Source organism: Lacticaseibacillus daqingensis, from assembly GCF_003946115.1.
Lineage (GTDB): Bacteria > Bacillota > Bacilli > Lactobacillales > Lactobacillaceae > Lacticaseibacillus > Lacticaseibacillus daqingensis.
In genome coordinates this window covers 1-19,240 of the sequence record NZ_RHOH01000008.1, presented here as the reverse complement: position 1 = coordinate 19,240, position 19,240 = coordinate 1, and the positions used below count along the sequence as shown (strand labels likewise).

The following is a 19,240-nucleotide window of genomic DNA, read 5'->3' as shown; positions in this document are numbered from 1 at the left end:
GTATAAGCATGGCCTCCTGTAAAACCCGAATTTAGGTTTTATAGGAGGCCATGCTTATACGGCTCGGGCGTCGCTTTTTGTGTCGTACTGTCCTGGAATAGTCGTGGTTCATTCTTGGGCCGTTAATTATGTCTCAGCCGTGTTTGCCCAAGGCGTCACAGGATCGGTGAGATCAGCCGCGAGAAGGTCTGCTTGAAGCGCAGCCACCGCGACATTTTGGCAAAGTCCGCCGCCGTCACCAGGCGTGCGTGGTCAAGGTCCTTCAGGAACAGCTTCTGCAGCCGCGTGGCCACCACCCGGTCGTACAGGAAGGCGTTGGCCTCGAAGTTCAGCTTGAAGCTGCGAAAATCGAGGTTAGCCGAGCCCACCGAGGCGATCGCGCTGTCCGCCACGATCGCCTTCGCGTGCAGGAAGCCAGCCTCATAGAAGTAGATCTTAGCCCCATCCTGCGCCAGGCCGCGCGCGTAGTACTGGCTGGCGCGGTAGACGAAGGGGTGGTCGGGCATGTGCGGGATCATGATGCGCACATCCACGCCCGAGTGGATCGCCCCGCGCAGCGCCGTCAGCACACTATCATCGGGGATCAGGTAAGGGGTCTGGATCACCAGCGTTTCGCGCGCCGCGTTGATCAGCTTGAGGTACCCGAGTTTGATCTGCTCCAGGTCGTCGTGCGGCCCACTGGCGACGATCTGCATCATCGTGCTGCCCAGCCCGCCGGCTGTTTTGGGAAAATGCGTCTGGTTAATGTCCAGCGGGTGCGCCGTGACCGTGGCGTCCCAGTCGCGGATGAACTGCTGCTGCAGCGCCAGCACCGCGTCGCCTTCAACCTTCAGGTGCGTGTCGCGCCACGGTCCGAACTTTTTGCTGCGCCCGACGTACTGGTCCCCGATGTTGAACCCGCCGATGTAGCCGGTCCAGCCATCGATCGCCACGATCTTGCGGTGGTTGCGGAAGTTCAGGCGGAAATCAAAGCGCGAGCGGATGCCCAGGAACGGTTCCACCAACGCGCCGGCCTCGCGCAGCGGGTCGAAAAACGTCCCCTTGGTGCCCAGCGACCCCCACGCATCGTACAGCACGCGCACGGTCACGCCTTCCTGCGCCTTGGCTATCAGCGTGTCGCGCATCGCGTTGCCCAGCTGGTCATCGTAAAACGTGTAGAACTCCACGAAAACGTTGTGCTCGGCCTGCATGATCTCTTTTTGCATGTCGCGAAACAGCGCGGTGCCATCGGTGAACAGCGCCGTCTGGTTGTTCAGCGTCACGAAGCTCTGATCCGTGTTCTGGAACTCGCGGATCATGCTTTTGACCGTCGATTGCACCTGCGTGTCCGTGGGGCTGGCCGCCGGCAGTTGGGCCTGCTGCGCCGCCAGCACCGCCGATAAGTCCGCGTGCGGCTGCACCCGGATCTTATCCAACTGCCGGCGCGACAGCTTGCGGCCGAAGAAGTAATACGCCACAAAGCCGATCAGCGGCGCAAAGTTCAGGACCAACAGCCACGCCCAAGTCGCGGCAATGTCGCGCTTCTCACGAAACACCGTGAGGATCGCCCCGGCTACGTTCAGCACGTAGATGACGGTGATGATGGTTTTGATTGTCGCCCAGTCCATTGATTCAACTCCTTTCGAAACCAGAGCGAAGCAAAGCGCATTTAGTAGGTCAGCTAGCCTTCCTAACGTATGTCTGCCTGTAACTCACTGCGTTCGAACAGTCAGAGCAAGCCAAGGCGCTTGGGGCGTCCTTGGCCCCGAGTGACTTGGCGTAGCTAGATGCACCTGCGTTGCTTTGCGTAGCTCGACGAAGCGCGGAAAGTAGTAAGCGAGTCGGGACGCGCGTGGCCGAGAACACGCAGTCAAAAGTCCCCGGAAAACGCCCGCACTTAGGCGCGAGTGGCGGGATGGCTTAGACCGCATCCTCATGCGCCACGGAGCTCGACGACGAGCGCAGTGGCGCGGTTATGAGGGTTGGGCTGCCTAGGCCGCTCAGGTTCCTAGTCGTTCGCGTTCAGCCACCCGTCCAGCACCGAGATGAATTCATCGTGCTGATCCAACAGCGCCAGGTGCCGCGAGTTGGCGAATAGGTGCCACTTGGCGTTGGGAATGTGGTCGGCCACCGCCTTGGCGATCAGCGGCGTGCACAGGTCGTCGGTGCCGTTGGTGACCAGCACCGGCACGTGGATCTTGTGCAGGTCCGCGGTCACTTCGAAGTCCGAGATCGTGCCGTTTTCCGTAAACTCGTTCGGGCCTTCCGCGATGCGGCTGGCGCGCTGGCCGTTGGTGGGGCGGCGCAGGCACTCCGGCGACTCCGCAGTCGGGGCATCCCAGCAGTAGCGCGCCATGTAGCGCTCGTTGGCCGCCAAGTACTGCGCGCCAGTGAAGTCGCCGGTGCGCTCGGCTTCCGCGATCGCCGCGCGGTCCTCGTAGCTCAGATACGAGATCAAGCGGTGCTGCTCCTGCGTCCAGAGCTTGATGGAAGCCGGCGACCCATCGATCATGACGGACTTGATGCCTTGCGGATCGAACTGGGTCAAATAGTACATCTCCAGCATCCCACCCCAAGACTGGCCGAGCATGTGCAGCTCATCCAAGCCGAGGTACTCGCGCAGCGCGATCAGCTCCGCCGCCCAGGTTTCCTTGACGTACCACTGCTCGTCTTCGGGCAGGCTGGAGCGCCCGCAACCGACCTGGTCGTACATGATCAGCTGCCGCCCGGTGGCCGCATAGTCGTCCATCAGCTCAAAATAATTGTGCGACGACCCCGGCCCGCCGTGAATCAACAGTAGCGGTGCCTTGCCCGGCGTTTTTTCCCCCACAATGCGGTAGTACGTCTTGAACTCATGAAACGGCATGTAGCCTTCTTGGATTTTCATTTTGATTACCTCGAATTAATGGATTTATGGCTGATTGTACCCCTGTCAGCCGCGCGACTCAACCGGCTTGGTAGGGCACATGCGCCGCGGCCGGCACCTGATCCCACGCCACCGGATAACCGGCGCCGTGCGCGCAAAACACCGAGTCGGGGGTGTTCGGCAGGTCGGCGGTCGGCGCATACGCCGCGGCTTCGATCACGGCTGCGGCATCGTGGCACGGCTGGTAGCCCGCCACTGTGCACTCAAGCGTGCCTTGGCCGTGCGTATACGCCCCGACGGCCTGCGCGTAGTTTTGCAACCCCGCCACCGGTGCCGTGCCAGTCAAAACGGTCAGCCCCGAAGCCTCGACCGGGGCGTCAAACTGGCCGCCCATCGCCTGGATGTCCGTCATCGCGCGCCCGATCTGCGTCGCCCCGACCGTCAGCCGGAACTGATACCACGGCTCCAGCAGCTGGGCATGCCCGGCCGCTTTTGCCATCATCAACCCCTGCCGCACCGCACGCCAGGTGGCCTCGCGAAAGTCGCCGCCCACCGAGTGCTTGATGCTGGCGCGGCCACTGACCAGCGTGATCGTCACATCGGTCAGTGGTGCACCGATCAGCACCCCCAAGTGCGGCTTGGCCGCGAGGCTCGCCAGCACCTGCGACTGCCAGTTACGGTCGAGCACCTCATAGGCGCAGGTACTGGTCCAGCGCACCCCGCTGCCCGCTGCGGCCGGCGTCAGCATCAGATGCACCTCCGCATAATGCCGTAGCGGCTCAAAGTGCCCGACCCCTTCCACCGGTGCGGTGAGGGTCTCCCGGTAGCGGATGTGGCCGGGACCAAAGGTGACCGCAAGCCCAAAGCGCGTCGCCAAAAGCTGAGTCAGCACCGCCAGCTGAATCGGCCCCATCAGCGCCACACGAATCTCCTGCAGCTGCGCGGACCAAGACACATTCAGCTGCGGGTCCTCCTCCGCCAACTCCTGCAGCGCGTGCAGGCAGGCCTGGACATCCACCTCACCGGGCACCAGCGCGTAGCTGAGCACCGGCGTCAACACCGGCGCCGGCAGCGCAAGCGTGGTCCCGAGCCCCTGGCCGGCCACTGTGTCGCGCAATCCGACCAACGCCCCCACCATCCCTGCCGTCAGGGCCGGGACGACCGTGGCCTTGGGCCCATTATAGACGCGCAGCTCACCGATTTTCTCCGCGCCCAGCTGCTGGCGCGGCGTCAGCGTTCCGCCGGTCAGGCGCACCCACGACAGGCGCTCCCCCTTGGCCGTGTGCGTGATCTTGAACACGCGCCCGGCCAAGGTCGCTTCCGCGGGCCGTGTCACGACCCACCGCGTCAACCCGGCCAGCAGTTCCGCCACGCCTTGGTTCTTCAACGCCGCACCGAAAAACACCGGGAACACGCGCCGCGCCTGGATCAGCCGCTGCACCGTGGCGTCGGGCAGCGCTTGCGTGTTCAAATAGTCTTCAAGTACCGCCTCATCCTGCAAGGCGATCGTCTCCGCGACCGCATCAGTCAGCGGCCCGGTCGGTAGCGGCAGCACCCCATCGCCGAACGCCGCCTGCAACTCGGCCAGCACCTGCGCCTGGTCAACGCCTGGCGCGTCCATTTTGTTGACGAAAATCACGGTGGGTACCTGATAGCGCGCCAGCAGTCGCCACAGCGTGCGCGTGTGCCCCTGCACCCCCGCCGGCGCCGACACCACCAGCACCGCGTAGTCCAGCACGCTGAGCACCTGCTCCGTCTGACTCGCAAAATCGACGTGCCCCGGCGTGTCCAAAAGCGTCACCTGCAAGTCCGGCGTGGTCAGCATGGCCTGATGCGAGAAGATCGTGATGCCGCGCGCCCGCTCCAGCGCATCCGAGTCCAAAAAAGCCGAGCCGTGGTCGACCCGTCCCAGCTGGCGCACCGTCCCCGCGTTATACAACAGCGCCTCTGACAGCGTGGTTTTGCCGGCATCGACATGCGCAACAATGCCCATCACAATTGACTTCATTCGAGTTTCCCTTCCGCGCGCCACGTGACGCTTAAAGACACAAGAGGCTGAGACATAATTAACGGCCCAAGAATGAACCACGACTATTCCAGGACAGCACGACACAAAAAGCGACGCCCGAGCCGTATAAGCATGACCTCCTATAAAACCTAAGTTCGGGTTTTACAGGAGGTCATGCTTATACTCTGGGCTAAAACCGCTTTTTGTCTCAGCCTCCCGACAAGCTTAGAAACAGTGACAATCCTCGTTCTGGTTGAACGTCTTGCGACACAGCAACAGCGTGTCGTATTCGGCCTCGTGCACATACAGGCACGCGCCGTCCGCGTCCTGAAGCAAAAAGCCCGTGGCCCCTGCCGCGGCGGCCGGCGTCAGCAAGTTTGCCCCCAGCGCCGCGACCGCAGCCGCCTGATTGCCGTCGATTGGACACGCCGCGCCCAGCGGCGTGCGGGTCATCAGTTGTCCCGCGGCATCGAAGGTCACGCGCTCGGCCGTGACGGCTTCCATGCCGATAGCGGCCATCTCATAAAAATCCTGAAGCCGCTCACTGGGCACATGGCGCACCACATTACCCGGGATCGTCGGCAGTTGCGCCAGCCGTGCGGCCAGTGCTGAATCGTCTAGTGCCTGCATTAAAGTCATTCGATCCACCCTTTCCGTTCATTGAATTAACGCCATTATACCGCGCCAAGAAACCGGTTGCGCGCCCGACCCGGCCTCAGTCGAACTCGTGCCGGTGCGCCGCAAAAAAGGCCGCGTACGTCCGCACCGCATCCAAGTCCGACCACTTTTTCGTGGTGACCGGCACCGCGTCCAAGTCGTAGATCCGCGCCCCCGGCAGCGCCAGCACGAACGGCGAGTGCGTAGCGATCACGAACTGGTTGCCGAAAAAGCGGGCGCTGTCCACCAAAAGGCGCACCAGCTCCTGCTGGCGACTGGGCGACAGCGAGTTCTCCGGTTCGTCCAGCAGGTAAAGCTGGTTATCCTTGATGCGCTCAGAAAAAAAGGCCAGCGCGCTTTCCCCATTGGACTGCTCGACCACGTTCCGGTGCAAATGCTCCCGCGTGTAGCGCGACTGCGTTTTACGCCGGGTCTCCAGCGTTTTGGCCAGCTCGTCGTAGTCGCTCAGGTCATGGTACTGGAAACTGCCAAACTTGTGGTCGAGGTAGTCCTTGAACACGTCCTCGCGCTTGGCATCGATGCCCTGATTCAGCGCGCGCAAGTCCAGCATGTAGTTGAACACCTCGTCGCTTGCGATGATGGCCGACTGCTTGGGCAGCGGCACGTGCATCGTGTAATCGCACAGCGCCAGGTAATCCTCGAAGAAGCTGGAGCGGTTGTACAGCGCGTTGCGCGCCAGTCCCAGTTTCTCCGCGATCACATTGAGTAGCGTCGACTTGCCCGACCCATTGTTGCCGTAAAAAATCGTGATTGGCGCAAATTTCAGCTTCGGCACCTGCTTGGGCACGAACACCTGAAACGGATAGTAGTCCGAGTACGCGCGACTTTTTTGCGCCATGAAGAATTGCCATTCCTGGTCTTCTGTCGCCAGCGTGAAATCTTCCAAGTACTGCATCGTGCCCTCCTTGCCGGTGTTGCTTGACTGCGGCGCCGTCCCCGCCACGCACCGCATTCAAGCAAGCCACACCATCGCATCGTGATCTTCCTTTAGTATGCGAAAGTCGCAGGCACTTTGCAATGCCGCGGACCAATCGCGCCGCCACGCCCACCCCGACTTCACCGCCGCCAAAAACGCCAGCCCCCTGAGCATTCGCTCGGTTGACTGGCGTCATCATCGTGGTATCGCGGACACTTACTCGCGGCGGCGTAGCTCGTGCGCCAGGCTCGCCCCGGATATGCCCAACAAAATCGGGGTGGCTGTCCATAAGTGCCAATCCCAGCCAAATCGTAGCCCCACTAAACCGCAAACCACGAAACACACCCCGAACCCCAGCCACGCCATTTGCTGGCGAACCGCGGCCATCGTGGCCAATTTGGCCTCAACGTACTGCTTGCGTAATAATTCGGCGGTGGTCGCCTGGCCCAAAATGATCCCAAGCATCAGGAGCTTTGTCCACCAGCCGAGTTGAAACCCCGGCAAGGCTAACAGTTCTCCCGCGTATATCGCCGTTACTAGCAGCAACATCGCGACGTTCGCGAGGAGCCCCCGCCGGGCATCCGCAACGTGGCTTTCACGCTGCTTCAACACCTGCAGCAATTCCCCCTCAGGCCGCAACAACTCATCTAACGATAACTGGAGCAAGTCCGCCAGCCGGATAATACTTTCAATGTCCGGATAGGTGCGCCCCGCCTCCCAGCTTGAAACGGTTTGCCGCGCAACGTTGCAGGCGGTTGCCACCTGTTGCTGCGTGAGTCCCTGTGCTTTTCGTGCCTGCATTAACCGCTGCCCGATCGTCATCCCACTCACCTCCGCGCTCATTTTCTCACGGGCCGTCCCGATAAGCGACTGATTTCCCAGTAAACAACGGGCTACATTTTGTTGCCCCCAGACCGACGGCGGCTCAGTCCGCGCTGAGGCGGCTATTACCCGGGCAATAACCGCCATTAATGGGTGAACCGGCTGCCGCACCGGCGACGAAAAAAGCGGTCCAAAATGCGCACGCCTTGCCACGCTTTTGGGTCGCTTTGCGCTCAACTCAAATATCGTGATGACATTGATCGCACCGGCTAGTCTTCAGATTTCAGCGCCGTCAGTGCTTGTCGTCCTTGCTTCACCTGCGTCCGGTTGACGTTACCCTGACGGAGTTGCTGCGTCAGCGCTTCTGCCGCTTGCCGATACCAGTCGTTCATCAGCGCAACCGCGCCTTTATGTTTCGCAATAGGTTGATCGCTGTAGATGTCCTCCGCTGACTGAACGGCCATATTGAACGTAAAGCTGCCCGCATCATACTTCTTCCCCGTGAGCCCGGTATAGCCAAACGTATAATTGAGATTATCAACCGGGATGTATTTGTCACTGAAGAACTGCGCCCAGATGATGTCGCGCGTGCCCGCCACCCAGTTGTAGCCGCCAAACCGCGTGGCCAACTCTTTGTTGTCCGTACTGGTCAACGCAAAATCAACCTCAAAAACGCTGGGCTTGGGGTCGCGCGAAACCGTGATCTGATCACACAGCTTTGCCACAACGCGGCCGTTTTGAAACACTAACGTCAGTCGCTGATCCGTGTCAGCGAAATGCTGCCAAGTGACCACCCCACTAACCAATTCGCCTGACTTGACCCGCGCCAGGATCCGGCTTGGCTGCCCCAAAAGCGCTTCGACGGCGCGATAAGACAAGGCGTTCGCCCGGTCAATATGCAGTTGCCAGAAGGTGGCTTGCGCGGTTGTCGCAATCACCTGCTGACCGGCCACCGCCTGCTTCGCCGCGGTGATCGTCGGATCGATGGTGCGCGCAACGTTTTTAGCTGGTGCCTTAATCGGCGTCTAGCTCGGCGTCTGCATCGTCACCCCCGCAGTGCCGACTAAGACGCATTGGCAGACCACCAATAGCCACCAATTGGCCCGCACCAGCAGCCGAGGCGGCGTATAAAGATCGGTTTGAGCCGTGGCCAGCAACATCTGATCGTAGTGCCACATGACGACCGCCAACCCAAGCCCCGCAATAATGAAGCCCGCCACAGTCAAAATAGCCAGTGGTCGCTGGGCGACAGGTAGGACGACCCAGCTCGCCCGGCTCAGCATTTGGCCGATCAGCGCGACCAGCGCCACCCCGTTGATCCCGATCGCGAGGCGTCGAATCCAGCGCCAAACCGGATGAGCCCGATACCATTGCCGCTTAAACATGCGTTGCGCCTGCGCGATTTGCTTGGGCAACATCTCGTGCTGACGCGCTTGCACCGCGCTAATGATTTGCTTGTTTAGCCACAAATGGGCGAACCAGAAAATGGCCAGCATAGCGATCAATAGAATTAACATCACGATTCTCCCTTAAACGCTAATCGAACGGGCATCCTTGCCCGGCCAACCCACGTTAATCAGCCCGCCGCCAGCCCATCACGAGCGCCGGCTGGTGCACCGCCGTGTCTTCTTCACGCTGTAGTACCGCAAAGCCTTCACGCGCATAAAAGCGCACCGCGCCGGTATTCTGGTCGTACACCGACAGCGTTAGGCCCGAATACCGGTCCTTGAGCGCGGTCATCAGCTGGTGCCCGACCCCGTTGCCGCGCGCCGCCGCGGTGACGAACAGGCCCGCCAGGTAGTGGTCTTGCACCCCGGCAAAGCCGATGAGCCGACCGCGCTGGCGCGCCACCAGTAGCTGTGCCTCGGGCAAGGCCGCGCGCACCGCGGCCACATTGGCCCGCCAGTAGCCCGCCGGCACAAAATCATGCGCCTGCTCGTTGGCGGTCAGCCAGATGGTCATGAGCTGATCCAACTGCGCCGCGGTTGGCGGCGTGAGCCACTCAAGGGTCACCGGTTGCGCTTGTTCTGTCATCCATCCCACTCCTTCGCTTCGCCTAGCCGCCGCACGCCGGCCCTCACTCACGATGGCCAACGTCGTCATAATTGCCGCGCCATGGTGATGAACGGGTAAACCCCACCATTCGTCGCCTGCTGATGCCGCCCCGTCACGCGAAAACCGGCGCGCGCGTACACTTTTTGGGCCCGCACATTAAACGCCGCGACATCCAGTACCACGCGGGCCTCAGCCAGCTGACAGCGCAAATGGGTCAGGATCTGTTGCAGAAAATCCTCACCACGGCCACCACCGGTCAGCGCTGGCGCCAGTCCCAGACCAAGCTCAACTGTTCCCGGCTCATCCGTTGCCATCAACACCCAGAAGCCGACAAGCTGCCCCTTTTCATCGGTGGCCTGATGGTAGGCCGTGCCACGCTGCTGCGGGTCGATCAGTTCCTCGTAGTCCTCAACATCCGCCGTCATATCATAAAAATCATACGGGACCGGATAATGCCACCGATCTGCAATCGTCACGGCGTTGGCTTGGGTCAGTGGCTCGAAATGATAAGTCGCCATGCGCATCTCCTTAATGGGTCAGTTCACTCGGTTGGCGCTGACAACCGTCCTCAGTTGCGTGAAGCCGCACGCCTGATACGCGGCCGCGGCAGACGCGGCGCTGGCCGCTTGAACCAGTGTCACCGTCGTTGCCCCTGCACTGGTCAAATCGGTGTATAGCGCGGCCATCAGCGCCTTAGCCAGTCCGCGCCGCCGATACGCTTCGGCCACCACCACGAACAGCAGATGGCCGTCGCGTTCATCGCCCAGCTCGCCTTGGGCATACCCCATGACGTGACCGTCTGCCTGAATCACAAACAGTGGGCGCGTCGGGCCCGTGGTCGCGGCAATGTGCCAACTGCTAAAATGATTTCGGCGCTGTAACTCGGCAATCTGCGTTGCGATCCAATCGGGGGGCGGGGCAAGATACCGCGCGATCGGCACGCGCGGTTGCGGCAACGCAGCCATCTGCCAAATCGTTTGCTGGCGAAACGTGAATCCCCTCGCTTCAAGCAACGGCCGAAGCAGGTTGCGGCCATCAATAAAAAACGCGCAGACGGTGCCGGCCGCAACGGTGGTCAAGACCTGATCCAGCGCTTGGTCAAGGGGGACTTGAGTGCCGCTGAGAAGCGGGTATGGCCCCCAAATTTCGGCGTACGCTTGGCCCTCACTGGTGTATTCATCCAGAACGGCCAAGTTCCCCTCGCCTGCCGCGACTCGAACACCGGGGTCAGCCAAGGCGCCCGCGATCCCAGTCTCGGTGTCCTCAACGAACGCCGAGTAATACGCGTCGGTCCTATTTTGCTGAAAGATTAAGTGCGCGATCTCTTCACGTGTCATCCGTTACTCCTCACAACCAAATCCGCTCGGCCAACCGGCGAAGTCGCGCCGTTAACGCAACTGCCTCACCGCCGCGCCCAATTCCCGTTCCCCTCCAGTATGCGAAACCGCGGCGGACATTGCAACGCTTTCAGCGAGACGCCCCGTTTTCCCCGCTGGCGCCACGATACCGGCCACTCAAAAAGGCCGTGACTCCCCTCACAAACGAGGGACGCAGCCTGCTAGCGGGTTAAATTAGCGTCCTGGCACTGGCGCGGTGCCTTGGTGTCCTTCTAACGATCTCGCGCTATTCGGTGAATTGAATGCCGTTGTCTCGGCACCATTGCCGCGCGAGTTGGACGTAGGTAGCGGCCTTTAAGGCGTCCCACCGCTGCGTGAGGTCGAAGCGGTCAAGCGTGGCGCGGAAAAAGCGGAACGCACCGACCTGCAGCGCGGCACGCAGGCTTTCTCTGCTCAGTTCTCGTTGTGCTTGACGATACAGGTCAGCCATTACAGACCCCGCCTCATTGTAACGGTTAAGCTTAATTCGCTTGCCATTGATCATACGAGCGCCTATCATACGCACATACCAGTGACAACTGTCACGTTAAAAGGAGCATGACGCCATGGGGACAACACCGCAACAACCGATCGCTAGCCCGTTTGACATGACCGCAACGGCCAAGCAAGTGATGAAGGGCATCGACTTGCACGACCGAACCGTCATTGTGACCGGAGGGTACAGTGGTATCGGGTTGCAAGTCACCAAGGCCCTTGTCAAAGCAGGCGCCCACGTCACCGTTCCCGCCCGGACGCTCAAGAAAGCCCAAGAAGCAGTCGGCAATCTGCCGAATACCGAAATCGGCGTCCTGGATTTAATGGCCCCCGCCTCGATCACCAGCTTTGCCAACGAATGGCTGCGGCATCACGAGCACTTGGACATTTTGATCGAATGCGCTGGCATCATGTTTGCCCCACTGCGACGCGATCGCCGCGGCAACGAATCGCAGCTGTCGACCAATTACCTCGGCCACTTCCAGCTCACCCAAGCCCTTTACCCCGCGTTGAAAAAGGCACCCGCCGCGCGTGTCATCGTGGTGACATCACGCGCGCAAAGCTGGAACGGCGTGGACTTCACGGATCCCAACTTTGAGCACCGCGACTACGATTCACATGTCGCCTACGCCCAGTCCAAGGCCGCCGACAGCTTATTTGCTGTCGCGCTCGACAAGCGCGGCCAAAAAGACGGCGTCCGCGCATTCGCCGTGCACCCAGGACTAGTCCCTGGCACCAGCCTAGGCCGCTTTATGCCCCATAATCGCCACGTTCAAACCGCTGCGAGCTTCGTGCTGAATCAGCTCCAGTTCAGCCGCGTGATCAGCCTTCGCAACAAATTGAGGGCGCGTCGCCACGGCCAATCGGAATACGATTATTTCAAAACCGTCAGTCAAGGTGCCGCTCCCATCCTGTGGGCCGCCACCAGCCGCCAGTTAGCTCGCAAAGGCGGTGTCTTCATCGAAGACGCCAATATCGGCACTGCGGTCCCCGCCGCCAGCCACTCAAAGTTCGGCGTGCGACCCTGGTCGATCGACCCGAAGCTTGCCGAGCAGCTCTGGGCCCTCGGGGAGGACTTGGCTGGCGTCAAGTTTGACATTCGATGAAGGGGCCTGGCTCATTTCGAAGGTTGCCATAAGCACCATTCGCTGAATTTCGGTCACTGGATTTCAGTGATCATTCTCGCGCCCCCACCTGATCGAATTGCGTCGTCATTTTCAAAATGATTTTCCCCGCGGCTTGACCGGACTTGGAATAGGTTAACGCTGATTCGATTTGATCAAAGGGCACCACGCGGTCAATGACTGCATGAATCACCCCGTGCTCAATAAGCTGGCGAAGTGTTTCAAGCTCGGCACCGCTAGGCTTCATAAATAAGAACGTGTATGTTGCACCCGTTTGCTTCTCCAACTTGGTCAGCTGGCGCGTCGCAACGCCAAATGCCCACCGCTTCCACAAAGGCACCCCATATTCACGGCCAAACCGTGCATTGGGCAGGCCCGCGATGCTGACGATCTGCCCACCTGGCCGAATGATCTTGAACGCATCTGCCAAGGTCTGGCCACCACGCGTATCCAGCACAAAGTCGTAATCAGCCAACACTTTGGAAAAATCGGTGGTGCGATAGTCGATCAGCTCATCTGCGCCCAGTGCCCGGACGAGCGCAAAGTGATCCGCTGATGTCGTGGTCGCCACATAGGCCCCCATGTGTTTGGCGATCTGAATCGCGATGCTGCCGATCCCCCCTGAGCCCCCTTGAATCAGCACTTTCTGACCGGGGCGAATCGCCATGATGTCGTGAAGCGCTTGATAGCTGGTCAACCCCACCAAGGGAATTGACGCGGCTTCCTCGAACGTCATGTTTGCCGGCTTCAGCGCAATGTCACCTTGATCCACGGCGATAAACTCTGCGAACGTCCCGATTCGATTTTTTTGTACCCGGCCGTATACCACATCACCAACATGATAGGTTGAAACCGACTCACCAATAGCCGTGACCACCCCAGAAAAATCACTGCCCATAATGAGGGGCATGTCATACTTCAAAAGCATCCTGAGCCCGCCATCTTTTGTTTTCAGGTCGATCGGGTTGATGCTGGCGGCTACGATCTGCACTAGCACATCGTTGGGCCGAGGCGTGGGGATCGCGACTTGCTTCAAGGTTGGCATCGGCTGCTGATACGCCTCAATGACGGCAGCTTTCATCGTTTCGGGCATTCTGTTCTCCTCCGATTTGTTCATTGGTTTAATTTTTAGAACCGTTAACTCGAACAACTTTAGCGTATTGGTTTAAAGTTGTCAACCAACGCAAGTTCGCATTGCCTGCCACCCGCGCAAACAAAAACAGCGCCTTTTCAGACGCTGCCGATGCTTACTTCAGTTCATTGCGCAACAATTTTGCGACGGCCCGGACCGAGAACGGATTCTGCCCCGTCAAAAGCCGGCCATCCTTTACCGCGTACGTCTTGTAGAAGCGCTTTTGGGTGAATTTTGCCCCATGAGCTTCCGCCACTTTTCGGTTGAGGAATGGCACCACCGACTGCTTACCCGCAATCATTTCCTCACTGCGCGTGAAGCCGGTGACAGTTTTGCCCGCGATCAAATAGTTGCCCTGGTCGTCCTTGATGTTCAACAATCCCGCAATGCCGTGACAGACGGACGCAACGTAGCCCCCCTGAGCATAAATCGCTAGCGCCAATTGCTGCAGCTCAGGATTATCTGGAAAGTCCCACATCACCCCGTGGCCACCCGTATAGTAGATCGCGCGATAATCCTCAGGCTTCACTTGATCCGGTCGCAAGGTCGCAACCAACGCACGTTGAACAAAGTCCGGCGTCTCATAAACAGCCATGATGGCTGCATCCGTATACTTCATGCTGCGCGGATCTAGCGGGACAAAGCCCCCTTTAGGACTGACGTAATCAACCGCGATCCCCGCCTGATTCATCTCATCGACAAACTCCGCCGCCTCTCCCAGCCACAAGCCGGTCGGGTCCTGCGTTCCTTGATACCGGGTGACATTGGTTTCGACGATCAACACTTTCTTCATCGGTTGTGTTCCTCCATCACCGTTGCAACGTCCGCTAACAGGCGTTGTAGCTGCGCGACCGCCTCGGTGTCGTGCGCTAGAAAATAGTAGTTCTTCGTTCCCTCGCTCCGGTAATCAACAATTTTCACATCGCGTAACACTTTCAAATGGTGTGACACAGCTGGTCGAGAAAGGCCTGTTGCTTCGGTCAGATCCGGCACCTGCAACCCATCACAAACCTTCTCCGCTTCCAATAGCCGAATAATGATGGCCTGACGTTTCGAATCCCCTAACGCCACGAGAAAATCACTACAAGCCGCAAACTCCTGCTTCAATGCAACAAAATTTGCCATGTGCATGCTCCGTTCGTTGTTTTGAACAATTAAACCATCGAGATTGGCAAATGTCAACTTTGACGAGTCACAGCGACTGCCGGCCCTGCTGCTGGGCGCCAGTGCCCCTGCAGCGTCAGCTTCCCCTGCGCTTCTCCAGCCGATAAAGCTGTTCATCGTCCAGCTCGGCCAATCCGTTTTTGAAGTCGTAGCCCATGTGCCGGTAGAAGGCCAGTCCCGTGATCGACGCGGGGATCTCAACCCGCTCAGCGCGCTTGAAATAGGGATCGCTTTCGAGCGTTTCGAGGATCAAGCGCCCGACTCCTTGGCCCTGATAGTCTGGCCGCACAAAGATATCAAAGAGGCTGAACTCGGTCTCACTACCCCAGTACGACCCGATTGCACCAGTCCCAATAATCTGCGCCTGATGCGCAAAGACATAGAAGTGTGTCTGCGCGGCTTTCTCAACGAAAAAAGTCGCCGATAGCCGGCGAACATCCGCCTCAATGTAGGCCTCAGCGTAATCTTGCCGATTGGATTCGCGCAACGTGCGCGCAACCAGCCGCGTAACGGATTCGGCATCGCGGTTTTCAAAACGTCTCACCTGAATGTCCATGTTGTGCTCCTTATCAGGCCATGGCCGATCAATGCGACCGCCGAAGGGCTACGGCTGCGTCAAACCCATTTCGCTGAAGTATCGGTCAAGTTGTGCCTGCGCTGCCTGCCGAACATTTGGCGCCAAGAAATACAGCGCCTCGCACACACGCTTGAAAGTGCTGATGCGGTAGTAATTCTGGTTGTTCGACGGCTCTCGATCGTATTCCTGCCAATACGCCGCCCCACAATCCGTCAGCAGTTGTGCGACCTGCTCACAACCGCTCGCGTCGACCGTGAATCCCTGCAACACCACGGCCAATCGTTCTTCCTCATCATCTTGAAACGGAGCCTGCGTCGCATCAAGAACCGCGCGAATAGCGTGCATCGCAGCCGATCGGCGCGTCACTGGAAACGCTGGATGCCGAATTGCCGCGCTCAGAAAGTCACTGCCATGCGCCATTGCATGTGCCCAGCCCCGGCCAGGGACAAAACCGCGCCGATCACGCTCCCGCGGCAAATAATCAACGGCTGCCCGAAACCAGACCGTTTGCTGCGATGCCGTCAAAAAAGGTGACTGCGCATCTGCGCCCAAGATTAATGCGCCGAGCAACGCTGAAAAGCTCCGCAGAAACACTTGATCTCCGCCATCAGATCCGATGTCGGTCCATAATCCCTTGTCTGCTTCTACCTGAGTTGCCACGGCCACTTTTTGACAGGTCGTAAAGCCGCCGGCCATGAAGCCCCGCGACAACAGCGAGTAGGTGAGGTGATCCCGAACGTCCCCATCCAGACCACCGACATGGTCGAGTAGCCATGTGATGTCAGTACTTTGAAAGATAAGCGGATCTGGCAGTTCCAGCATCTGTTCGAGCTTAGCTTGTTGGGACATCTGTTCTCCTTTTGTTAGATCAGAACGTAACAAAACCGGTTCGCGACTCGATTAGTTCAGATTTGCTCATTGATGCGACGACAAGCTCATTAAAGCACGCGAAACCCATTAAAACCATCCCAACCTCATTGACATGTCTCGATATAGTCAAAGCGTTGGTATGCCGAAGTGAACGCCCCCTTCCTACGATTACGCATGCGCTAATATCCAGCGAGCGGCAGCCGCAAGATCCACTTGTTCGATAAACTTGCCTTCAACTGTGTCACGTCCAGCGTTGCCGCGTCCCGTTGCAACATGAATCCCACGTATCCCTGCGTTCGTTGCGCATTGCATGTCTGCTCGGTAGCTATCGCCAATGATCACCGCCTGATCTGACCGAAACCTAAATTGACTCTGTGCCTGCACAATTAATCCCGTACGTGGTTTACGACAGAAGCAGTTGTCGCTCTCCGCATGTGGACAAATAAATACCGCGTCACAGCCGAGGTCTAAGAGTGACTCACGCAGTTCTGTCGCACACATTTTGCCTGCTGCGATCTTCGTCTGATTCGTCAGCGCCAAAACCTTGATGCCCACTGATTTCAGTTGATTGATCGCCTCGACACTTCCAGCATATGGCACAAACCCCTCAACCGCAGTATAGTGTCCATCCCCACCAATAGTTCCATCACGGTCCAAAAACACGGTCGTTATTGTCATCCAAATACCCTCACTATTAGCAAGCTTCAGCAACTGCATGCAATGCACCCTTGTTTTTGGCCATCACAAAGGCCGTCAGTAAACCTCTTGGCGGCAGTGACGGTCCGGTCCCATTCATGAATGCCAACCGGCTTTAACGATCTGCGTAGCCGTCGTGGTCACACACGGCATCCTTTCGACTTAACCGTCTCATGCGCAACCGTGGCCCTCAACAATATTTAGTGACCACATCGTCAAGCGCGTCACCTAAGCGCTGGCGTAACGCCGCCAATTGCTGGGCATCTGGATCATAATCATCTGCGAACATCACTTCAGGCGCCACCCACCATACCGGCCCTGGATTCGGCGTGTCATCCAGATGCCGCGGGAACAAATGCCAGTGGACATGGGCATCCCCATTCCCCAGCAATTCGAGATTCATCTTATCAGCGTTGAACGCAAGCGCACAAGCTTCCGACACCCAACTCATTTCTTTCAAAAACTGCAACTTCACTTCTGGTGCCATTCGATGTAATTCAGTCACATGTTGCTTCGCCAAAAACAGCGTGTAGCCCTTGAAATATTGGCCGTCTCCAATCACAACATATCCAGTAGAGAGCGCTCGAACAAAATACGGATTCGTTCCGCTTTGAATCATCTTGATTCGTTGGCAAATCAAGCAGTTGTCAGCCATTTCAGTCATCCTTTCAAATCAACCCTCACTTATGATACGGACTTGCGTAACAATCGAGACGGCGGTTAACATATGCCCTTTCGCACAAATAAGTTCGATATTATCTAACTGGAAAGACCCATTAACGCGCCTCTTTGTGATCATCCGGTAAGACGCTTTTTAATATCAAGATAATCGTATTTATTGAGTTTATCAAGTTTGATTTTGAAAATGAATTATTTTTGTTTTCTGGGTGATGAATAACATTTCTAACGAATGTTGGTGTAGTATATCTAATTCGAGATGTTCTGCCACCATTAGAGACTTTAATGTAATTCGTAACATAATTTTTCGCACCATGTAATTTCAACCATTTATCCATGCTGGCAATAGTACTGTTGTTTCGGCTTTCTTGAATGGCAATTTCCTGCAATCTACCATAAATTGCATCATGAGAGACTTTTAACATGTTCTCGTCAATGTACTCAATATCAGCCAAACTGACCCATCCATTTTCGATAACCTCATGACAGTACCAGTTTAAATTCATCTTAGAATTATTATCGTTCTCGCAAAACAATCGTAAGAGTATATATGGTCCTACCTGTTCTAATAAAAAATAATCTAAGTCATCCCAGTATTCATCACCAATCTGCTTTTGTTTAGCTAACTCCAATTCAGAGTATTCGTGATCACCGCGTATTCGATCTGCTAACCAATCATAGAAACTTTCGTAATTCTTTTCAAAAATATAACGATCCGTAACAACCGGTAAATTGATTTCAAAAATGATACGCTGTAAAATCTGAAAATTTAGTACGATATACGTTCCATTCGGTTGTCGTTCAATTAACTCCTTAAAGCGGTTCTCACATTCCATTAAGGAGTAGCCCAAAACATTCATTCGAAATTTTACATCTGACAGTTTTATAGATAAGGCTAACTCACCATCCGAATAATTCCAATCATCATGTCTTAGGCAAAAGTTTGAATTATCGAATAGCCAAAAATGACCCGTAAAAGAGTTGTTCTTTCCCCAATCAATAGTCAGTTTGTTAACGCTTAAATTCACTTCCGTACCCAATTTGCTTACCTCTTAATAATCAGATAATGTATGCTGAAGCATCCTGCCGCCAGCACCCGCATCCGTACGGGATTGAAAAGACGTCACATTTCGTCGTGCACTCACTAATTACAACCTGAAAGATAACTGCCCCGTTAGTTGACTAGCTAGTCATCTCTCTTTTTCCTTCGCCTAATAACACACCGTAAGATACGCCAAAAACGCCCCTGCAACTTGGTGAACCGAACGTGTCTAATTCATTGTTACAATCATATATTTGGGAATCGATTGCGACCGAATTTGTTCGATGAGGTGTGCATTCACCTTCATTGCTGTGGGACACATTCACCAAACACTTGCTTGCCATTTGTTTTAATCAAGCACATGTTGAGGATAACAACATTAGCTTGCGAGGTGAATCGGCTATGACAAACGATCCAAGATTTCAGCGCACAGAACAGCTACTGCAACAAGCCTTCATTCAGCTTATGGGCACTGATGGCTACGACAAAATTACAGTCATGCAGCTCATCAATAAAGCACAGATTAATCGTACAACATTTTATGCGCATTACCAGGACAAAGCTGATCTCTTGCAGACACTATAAGTAAACTTGCTTAACGGAATACTGGAGCACTCAAAGACCTTGCCTTCGAACGTATTTTTCCATGACTCACTCAGGTCTGATCCTACACAAGTGGCAAAACTGAAGGCGGCGAAGCGAATTGCCCAACTCGGCGATCTTTTTTACCCCATTCGGTGCTAAAATTGACACCACTCGGCG

The 19,240-nt window shown here is 56.9% G+C and carries 22 protein-coding genes; 2 read left to right on the top strand and 20 right to left on the bottom strand.

Going from position 1 to position 19,240, the window contains the following annotated elements; genetic code table 11:
• Positions 1–155 precede the first annotated feature (155 nt).
• From cls to EKM88_RS09860, 12 genes are all read right to left on the bottom strand, one after another.
• Positions 156–1,607: a cardiolipin synthase gene (cls, locus tag EKM88_RS09915; RefSeq protein WP_125705733.1), complete on the bottom strand. Its 1,452-nt coding sequence runs from the start codon at positions 1,605–1,607 to the stop codon at positions 156–158.
• Positions 1,608–1,987: 380 nt separating this feature from the next.
• Entirely contained in the window at positions 1,988–2,866 is an 879-nt protein-coding gene (gene pepI, locus EKM88_RS09910; protein ID WP_125705731.1) for a proline iminopeptidase, read from the bottom strand.
• A 58-nt stretch (positions 2,867–2,924) separates the two neighbouring features.
• A complete protein-coding gene (locus EKM88_RS09905; protein WP_125705729.1) occupies positions 2,925–4,853 on the bottom strand; it encodes an elongation factor G in 1,929 nt (642 codons plus the stop codon).
• Between the two features lie 225 nt (positions 4,854–5,078).
• Positions 5,079–5,492 carry a hypothetical protein gene (locus EKM88_RS09900; protein ID WP_125705727.1) on the bottom strand — a complete coding sequence of 138 codons (414 nt, stop codon included), beginning with the start codon at positions 5,490–5,492 and terminating at the stop codon, positions 5,079–5,081.
• A gap of 76 nt (positions 5,493–5,568) precedes the next feature.
• Positions 5,569–6,426, bottom strand: a complete 858-nt coding sequence (locus EKM88_RS09895) for an AAA family ATPase (protein ID WP_125705725.1) — start codon at positions 6,424–6,426, stop codon at positions 5,569–5,571.
• Positions 6,427–6,663: 237 nt separating this feature from the next.
• Entirely contained in the window at positions 6,664–7,269 is a 606-nt protein-coding gene (locus EKM88_RS09890) for a helix-turn-helix domain-containing protein (RefSeq protein ID WP_164512072.1), read from the bottom strand.
• 269 nt (positions 7,270–7,538) lie between these two features.
• Entirely contained in the window at positions 7,539–8,207 is a 669-nt protein-coding gene (locus EKM88_RS09885) for a hypothetical protein (RefSeq protein ID WP_125705721.1), read from the bottom strand.
• 87 nt (positions 8,208–8,294) lie between these two features.
• Positions 8,295–8,786, bottom strand: coding sequence for a hypothetical protein (locus EKM88_RS09880; protein WP_125705719.1), 492 nt, complete (start codon positions 8,784–8,786; stop codon positions 8,295–8,297).
• Between the two features lie 55 nt (positions 8,787–8,841).
• Positions 8,842–9,303 carry a GNAT family N-acetyltransferase gene (locus EKM88_RS09875; RefSeq protein ID WP_125705717.1) on the bottom strand — a complete coding sequence of 154 codons (462 nt, stop codon included), beginning with the start codon at positions 9,301–9,303 and terminating at the stop codon, positions 8,842–8,844.
• Between the two features lie 65 nt (positions 9,304–9,368).
• The gene (locus tag EKM88_RS09870; protein ID WP_125705715.1) at positions 9,369–9,842 is read right to left on the bottom strand and encodes a GNAT family N-acetyltransferase; all 474 of its coding nucleotides are present in this window, start codon (positions 9,840–9,842) and stop codon (positions 9,369–9,371) included.
• An 18-nt stretch (positions 9,843–9,860) separates the two neighbouring features.
• The gene (locus EKM88_RS09865; protein WP_125705713.1) at positions 9,861–10,661 is read right to left on the bottom strand and encodes a GNAT family N-acetyltransferase; all 801 of its coding nucleotides are present in this window, start codon (positions 10,659–10,661) and stop codon (positions 9,861–9,863) included.
• A 286-nt stretch (positions 10,662–10,947) separates the two neighbouring features.
• Positions 10,948–11,151, bottom strand: a complete 204-nt coding sequence (locus EKM88_RS09860; protein ID WP_125705711.1) for a hypothetical protein — start codon at positions 11,149–11,151, stop codon at positions 10,948–10,950.
• 115 nt (positions 11,152–11,266) lie between these two features.
• On the opposite strand from EKM88_RS09860, the gene EKM88_RS09855 reads away from it, so the two are divergent.
• Positions 11,267–12,301 carry an SDR family NAD(P)-dependent oxidoreductase gene (locus tag EKM88_RS09855; protein WP_125705709.1) on the top strand — a complete coding sequence of 345 codons (1,035 nt, stop codon included), beginning with the start codon at positions 11,267–11,269 and terminating at the stop codon, positions 12,299–12,301.
• A gap of 70 nt (positions 12,302–12,371) precedes the next feature.
• On the opposite strand, the gene EKM88_RS09850 is transcribed toward EKM88_RS09855, so the two are convergent.
• The 8 genes from EKM88_RS09850 to EKM88_RS09815 all read right to left on the bottom strand — a co-directional run bounded on the left by EKM88_RS09850 (position 12,372) and on the right by EKM88_RS09815 (position 18,476).
• Entirely contained in the window at positions 12,372–13,400 is a 1,029-nt protein-coding gene (locus tag EKM88_RS09850) for an NADP-dependent oxidoreductase (protein ID WP_191988717.1), read from the bottom strand.
• Positions 13,401–13,566: 166 nt separating this feature from the next.
• Positions 13,567–14,244 (bottom strand): type 1 glutamine amidotransferase domain-containing protein, encoded by a 678-nt coding sequence (locus EKM88_RS09845; protein WP_125705704.1) that lies wholly within the window; start codon positions 14,242–14,244, stop codon positions 13,567–13,569.
• The gene (locus tag EKM88_RS09840; protein WP_125705819.1) at positions 14,241–14,576 is read right to left on the bottom strand and encodes an ArsR/SmtB family transcription factor; all 336 of its coding nucleotides are present in this window, start codon (positions 14,574–14,576) and stop codon (positions 14,241–14,243) included. The genes EKM88_RS09845 and EKM88_RS09840 overlap by 4 nt, the downstream gene beginning before the upstream one ends.
• Positions 14,577–14,691: 115 nt before the next feature.
• The gene (locus EKM88_RS09835; protein ID WP_125705702.1) at positions 14,692–15,171 is read right to left on the bottom strand and encodes a GNAT family N-acetyltransferase; all 480 of its coding nucleotides are present in this window, start codon (positions 15,169–15,171) and stop codon (positions 14,692–14,694) included.
• 48 nt (positions 15,172–15,219) lie between these two features.
• Positions 15,220–16,041: a DUF2785 domain-containing protein gene (locus EKM88_RS09830; protein WP_125705699.1), complete on the bottom strand. Its 822-nt coding sequence runs from the start codon at positions 16,039–16,041 to the stop codon at positions 15,220–15,222.
• Between the two features lie 189 nt (positions 16,042–16,230).
• Positions 16,231–16,740: a D-glycero-alpha-D-manno-heptose-1,7-bisphosphate 7-phosphatase gene (locus EKM88_RS09825; RefSeq protein WP_125705817.1), complete on the bottom strand. Its 510-nt coding sequence runs from the start codon at positions 16,738–16,740 to the stop codon at positions 16,231–16,233.
• A gap of 208 nt (positions 16,741–16,948) precedes the next feature.
• Complete coding sequence (locus EKM88_RS09820) at positions 16,949–17,413, bottom strand: HIT family protein (protein WP_125705697.1); 465 nt, start codon at positions 17,411–17,413, stop codon at positions 16,949–16,951.
• Positions 17,414–17,534: 121 nt separating this feature from the next.
• Positions 17,535–18,476 (bottom strand): HEPN/Toprim-associated domain-containing protein, encoded by a 942-nt coding sequence (locus EKM88_RS09815; RefSeq protein ID WP_125705695.1) that lies wholly within the window; start codon positions 18,474–18,476, stop codon positions 17,535–17,537.
• A 404-nt stretch (positions 18,477–18,880) separates the two neighbouring features.
• Between EKM88_RS09815 and EKM88_RS09810 the strand changes: the two genes are divergently transcribed.
• Positions 18,881–19,063 carry a TetR/AcrR family transcriptional regulator gene (locus EKM88_RS09810; protein WP_125705693.1) on the top strand — a complete coding sequence of 61 codons (183 nt, stop codon included), beginning with the start codon at positions 18,881–18,883 and terminating at the stop codon, positions 19,061–19,063.
• The last annotated feature ends 177 nt before the right edge of the window (positions 19,064–19,240 follow it).

Coding starts and splice junctions, on each gene's coding strand:
- cls (WP_125705733.1), bottom strand. CDS start 1,607: ATGGACTGGGCGACAATCAAAACCATCATCACCGTCATCTACGTGCTG.
- pepI (WP_125705731.1), bottom strand. CDS start 2,866: ATGAAAATCCAAGAAGGCTACATGCCGTTTCATGAGTTCAAGACGTAC.
- EKM88_RS09905 (WP_125705729.1), bottom strand. CDS start 4,853: ATGAAGTCAATTGTGATGGGCATTGTTGCGCATGTCGATGCCGGCAAA.
- EKM88_RS09900 (WP_125705727.1), bottom strand. CDS start 5,492: ATGACTTTAATGCAGGCACTAGACGATTCAGCACTGGCCGCACGGCTG.
- EKM88_RS09895 (WP_125705725.1), bottom strand. CDS start 6,426: ATGCAGTACTTGGAAGATTTCACGCTGGCGACAGAAGACCAGGAATGG.
- EKM88_RS09890 (WP_164512072.1), bottom strand. CDS start 7,269: ATGACGATCGGGCAGCGGTTAATGCAGGCACGAAAAGCACAGGGACTC.
- EKM88_RS09880 (WP_125705719.1), bottom strand. CDS start 8,786: ATGTTAATTCTATTGATCGCTATGCTGGCCATTTTCTGGTTCGCCCAT.
- EKM88_RS09875 (WP_125705717.1), bottom strand. CDS start 9,303: ATGACAGAACAAGCGCAACCGGTGACCCTTGAGTGGCTCACGCCGCCA.
- EKM88_RS09870 (WP_125705715.1), bottom strand. CDS start 9,842: ATGGCGACTTATCATTTCGAGCCACTGACCCAAGCCAACGCCGTGACG.
- EKM88_RS09865 (WP_125705713.1), bottom strand. CDS start 10,661: ATGACACGTGAAGAGATCGCGCACTTAATCTTTCAGCAAAATAGGACC.
- EKM88_RS09860 (WP_125705711.1), bottom strand. CDS start 11,151: ATGGCTGACCTGTATCGTCAAGCACAACGAGAACTGAGCAGAGAAAGC.
- EKM88_RS09855 (WP_125705709.1), top strand. CDS start 11,267: ATGGGGACAACACCGCAACAACCGATCGCTAGCCCGTTTGACATGACC.
- EKM88_RS09850 (WP_191988717.1), bottom strand. CDS start 13,400: ATGAAAGCTGCCGTCATTGAGGCGTATCAGCAGCCGATGCCAACCTTG.
- EKM88_RS09845 (WP_125705704.1), bottom strand. CDS start 14,244: ATGAAGAAAGTGTTGATCGTCGAAACCAATGTCACCCGGTATCAAGGA.
- EKM88_RS09840 (WP_125705819.1), bottom strand. CDS start 14,576: ATGGCAAATTTTGTTGCATTGAAGCAGGAGTTTGCGGCTTGTAGTGAT.
- EKM88_RS09835 (WP_125705702.1), bottom strand. CDS start 15,171: ATGGACATTCAGGTGAGACGTTTTGAAAACCGCGATGCCGAATCCGTT.
- EKM88_RS09830 (WP_125705699.1), bottom strand. CDS start 16,041: ATGTCCCAACAAGCTAAGCTCGAACAGATGCTGGAACTGCCAGATCCG.
- EKM88_RS09825 (WP_125705817.1), bottom strand. CDS start 16,740: ATGACAATAACGACCGTGTTTTTGGACCGTGATGGAACTATTGGTGGG.
- EKM88_RS09820 (WP_125705697.1), bottom strand. CDS start 17,413: ATGGCTGACAACTGCTTGATTTGCCAACGAATCAAGATGATTCAAAGC.
- EKM88_RS09810 (WP_125705693.1), top strand. CDS start 18,881: ATGACAAACGATCCAAGATTTCAGCGCACAGAACAGCTACTGCAACAA.